At 60.2% G+C, this 3,644-nt stretch carries 3 protein-coding genes; 2 read left to right on the top strand and 1 reads right to left on the bottom strand.

Features of this window, described 5'->3' with window-relative positions:
* The coding region (locus EOA36_RS30735; protein ID WP_127280678.1) for an aminotransferase class I/II-fold pyridoxal phosphate-dependent enzyme at positions 1–722 on the bottom strand (722 nt) is incomplete at its 3' end.
* A 118-nt stretch (positions 723–840) separates the two neighbouring features.
* On the opposite strand from EOA36_RS30735, the gene EOA36_RS30730 reads away from it, so the two are divergent.
* Complete coding sequence (locus EOA36_RS30730; RefSeq protein ID WP_127280677.1) at positions 841–2,160, top strand: hydroxymethylglutaryl-CoA reductase, degradative; 1,320 nt, start codon at positions 841–843, stop codon at positions 2,158–2,160.
* A 129-nt stretch (positions 2,161–2,289) separates the two neighbouring features.
* On the top strand, positions 2,290–3,528 hold the full coding sequence (locus EOA36_RS30725; protein WP_245464518.1) for a CoA transferase: 1,239 nt from the start codon (positions 2,290–2,292) through the stop codon (positions 3,526–3,528).
* The last annotated feature ends 116 nt before the right edge of the window (positions 3,529–3,644 follow it).

Raw genomic sequence — 3,644 nt, 5'->3', positions numbered from 1 at the left:
GCTGAAACCTTAGCCGTGAAATCCTCAACGTCTGGCCCGTCAGGCAGGCGCCGGACGCCAATGACCCGCACCTGGGCCAGTTTGAGCTTGGCGAAGAGCGGGTAGTATCCGGGCTCGTCGACGAGCACGACGTCGCCAGGCGCCAAGAACGCCCGAACGACGAGATCGAGCGCGTGATTGGCGCCGAACGTCAGCAAGATTTCCTTTTCAGTCGCTTGAATGTGCTGGTTCCCCAAACGCCGGGCAATCTGCTGCCGTAGAGGTGGGAAACCCCAAGCGGACCCATAGCCATCCGCGCCTGGTGAGGGGCCACGCCCGAGAAAACCAAGATGGCGTCGGATTTCCGACTCCTCCGTCCATGCTGGGGGCGGACGCCCGTCGCCGACACGGATCTCAAAGCTTTCCTCCAACTGCGCATTGAGAAGCGAAGCGATATCGACGGCTTCCGATACGTGTTTTGGCCTCGTCCCGTTCGTTTGCGCAGTCTTGCTGACTGTGAATCCGGAGCGTGCCTTCGGTATGACGTGACCGGATGCCGCCAATCTGTCGTAGGCTTCGACAATAGTGTTCTTGGAGACGCCGTAGTCGCGGGCCGCATTCCTGATTGAGGGTAGCTTGCTTCCCGGCGAACGGTTGCCCGCTGCAATCTCCGCGACCAGCCTCGCTGCGACATTCTCCGCAAGAGTTTCACCGGATTTGCCGCTTGGATTTGTCGCCCTCAACGTCGCCTCCTATGGGTACAGATTCAGACAAATTCTTTGATCTGTACCTTTCATGAGATGGTAACAATGATCATTTTTGTTTCAAGAAGAAAAATTATACATCGCGTGGGAGGCGCCTGTGACCGACGCAGAAAACGGCAGAACGCGTTCCGCCATAAATTCGCGCATTGAGAACCTGCGGAATCTTTCGCCGACCGAGAGACTTGGCCGGGTTGGCGATGTGATGTCGCTCACCGATACCGAACGCGGCGTTTTTGCAGGCGGCGGCCTCCCGATTGCGCTGGCCGATGGCATGATCGAGAACGTCATTGGGACGTTTGAGCTACCGATCGGCGTGGCCACAAATTTTACAATCAATGGCCGAGACTACCTGATCCCGATGGCCGTCGAAGAGCCATCTGTCGTGGCGGCGGCGTCGTACATGGCCCGTCTTGCCCGCAAGAGCGGTGGCTTCTTCACCTCGAGCACCGGGCCGATCATGCGGGCACAGGTGCAAGTTCTTGAAGTGCGCGACCCGCACGGCGCGCGGGCCCGCATCCTGAGGGAACGAGAGGCGATCATTGCTGCTGCAAATGTCAAGGACAAGGTCCTGATATCGCTTGGCGGAGGGTGCCGCGATGTCGAGGTACACGTATTTGATCAGACAACTGCCGGCCCCATGGTTGTCGTTCACCTAATCGTCGATGTGCGCGATGCCATGGGCGCAAACACGGTCAATACAATGGCCGAAGCCGTCGCGCCGATGATCGAAGCGATAACCGGCGGCGTCGTGCGACTTCGCATTCTGTCCAACTTTGCCGATCTGCGCATCGCCCGCGCAATGGTCACAGTCACCCCGGAGACGCTGCAGACCGAAGAATACAAGGGTGATCGTATCGCTCGCGGCATTGTCGAAGCATGTGCCCTTGCCATCGTCGACCCCTACCGCGCCGCCACCCACAACAAGGGCATCATGAACGGTATCGATCCGATCGTGGTAGCCACCGGCAACGACTGGCGGGCCATAGAAGCGGGCGCGCATGTGTGGGCTTCGCGCTCAGGGCGTTACACATCGTTGTCGACCTGGGAGCTTGATGCCAAGGGTCATCTCGTCGGCACCCTGGAGATGCCCATGGCCCTGGGCCTTGTGGGTGGTGCGACAAAGACCCATCCGGCAGCCCGTGCCGCCCTCAAGATCCTCGGCGTTGAGAGTGCCCAGGAACTTGCCGAGGTGGCGGTGGCGGTTGGGCTTTCGCAAAACATGGGGGCATTGCGTGCATTGGCCACCGAGGGCATCCAGCGAGGCCATATGGCGCTGCACGCCCGCAACATCGCAATTGTGGCCGGCGCAACCGGCGACGAGATCGACAAGGTGGCGTCGACGCTGTCTGCGAACCATGACGTGCGCGTCGATCGCGCCAAGGATGTACTTGAGCTGATCAGGGCGGAAAAGGTCTGAGATCATGCGGTACCGCGATGCTGAAAAATCAGTTGCCGTCGGTTGGCGATGCGGCGGCCGGCAATGCTCGATTGCGCGATCCAGAAATCCGGGCAGATATCTCTCAGGATTGTTTTCCGGGAGAATGACGTGACCGAAGCATATGGGAATGACGCGATTCCAACACGGACGGGCCCTCTAAGCGGAGTGACCGTTCTCGACATCACACGTGTCGTCGCCGGCCCCTTCTGCTCCATGTTGCTGGCCGACCTTGGCGCGACCGTGATCAAGGTGGAGCATCCCGACGAACCGGACTACGCCCGTACCTTCCCTCCTTTCGTCGGCGACGAGGGTGCGGAACTCAGCGCCTTCTTTTCGCAGTTCAACCGCAACAAGCTGGGAATCACGATCAATCTCAAATCCGCTGACGGCAAGGCGCTCTTGAAAAAGCTCGTGCGCCGGGCCGACGTGCTGGTCGAGAATTTTCGACCGAGAACCATGGACAGGCTGGATCTCGGATACGAGGTCCTCAAAGCTGAAAACCCCAAGCTGATCTACACCGCGATCAGCGGCTACGGCCGCAGCGGGCCAAACGCATCAAAGCCTGCCTATGACAACACCGGACAGGCGTCAGGCGGCCTGTGGTCGATGAACGGCTATGCGGACCGACCGCCGGTTCGGGTGGGCACTATCATCGGCGACCTCGCGGCGTCCTTGTATGCTGCGATCGGCACTCTCGCAGCCCTGCGCGAGGCGGACAAAAGCGGCCTCGGACAGGTGGTCGACGTCTCGCAACAGGACTCCGTGCTGACGCTGACGGAAAATGCTGTTGTCCGTTACACGGGGAAGAATGAAATCGCCTCACCACTCGGCAATGACCATCCCTTCGTGCGCCCCTACGGCCAGTTCCCCTGCAAGGACGGCTATGTGTTCTTCGGCGGCTACACGGACAAGTTCTGGGCGATTACCTGCGCTCTGTTCGGCGAGCCCGACAAGGCATCCGACCCTGCCATCGACACGATGGAGAAGCGGTTCGATCCGACAGTGGCGGAGACGAAGGTCAATCCGCTGCTTAACCGCTGGTTCAGCCGCTACACCAAGGCCGAACTGGAGGAGATCGCGGGCGACAAGATCCCGCTGAGCGCGATCAAGACGATTGCGGAAGTCGTCGAGGATCCACACATCGCCGCTCGCAACATGATCGTCAAGGTTCCCATCGCGGGCAAGCTTATCGGCATGTTTGGGCTGCCGATAAAGCTTTCGGGCGCCGTCGAGGTCGCGCCCCAATCGGCGCCCGCGCCGGGAGAGCACAATGACCTGATCCTTGGGAAATTGGCAGGCCTTTCCCCAGAGGAGTTGCATGCGCTCAAGACCGGGGGAGCGATCTAGATGGGCATCGACTTTACCCAGGACGGTTACGTCGCAACAGTCCGGATCGATCGGCCGGAGAAGCTCAATGCGCTGACCTTGGCCATGTATGAGGATCTGGGCCGCGCCTTCAAGGC

Origin of the sequence: Mesorhizobium sp. M8A.F.Ca.ET.021.01.1.1 (assembly GCF_003998025.1) — a bacterium.
GTDB lineage: Bacteria > Pseudomonadota > Alphaproteobacteria > Rhizobiales > Rhizobiaceae > Mesorhizobium.
The sequence above is the reverse complement of the archived record's forward strand: the minus strand, read 5'-3'. Positions and strand labels throughout refer to the sequence as shown.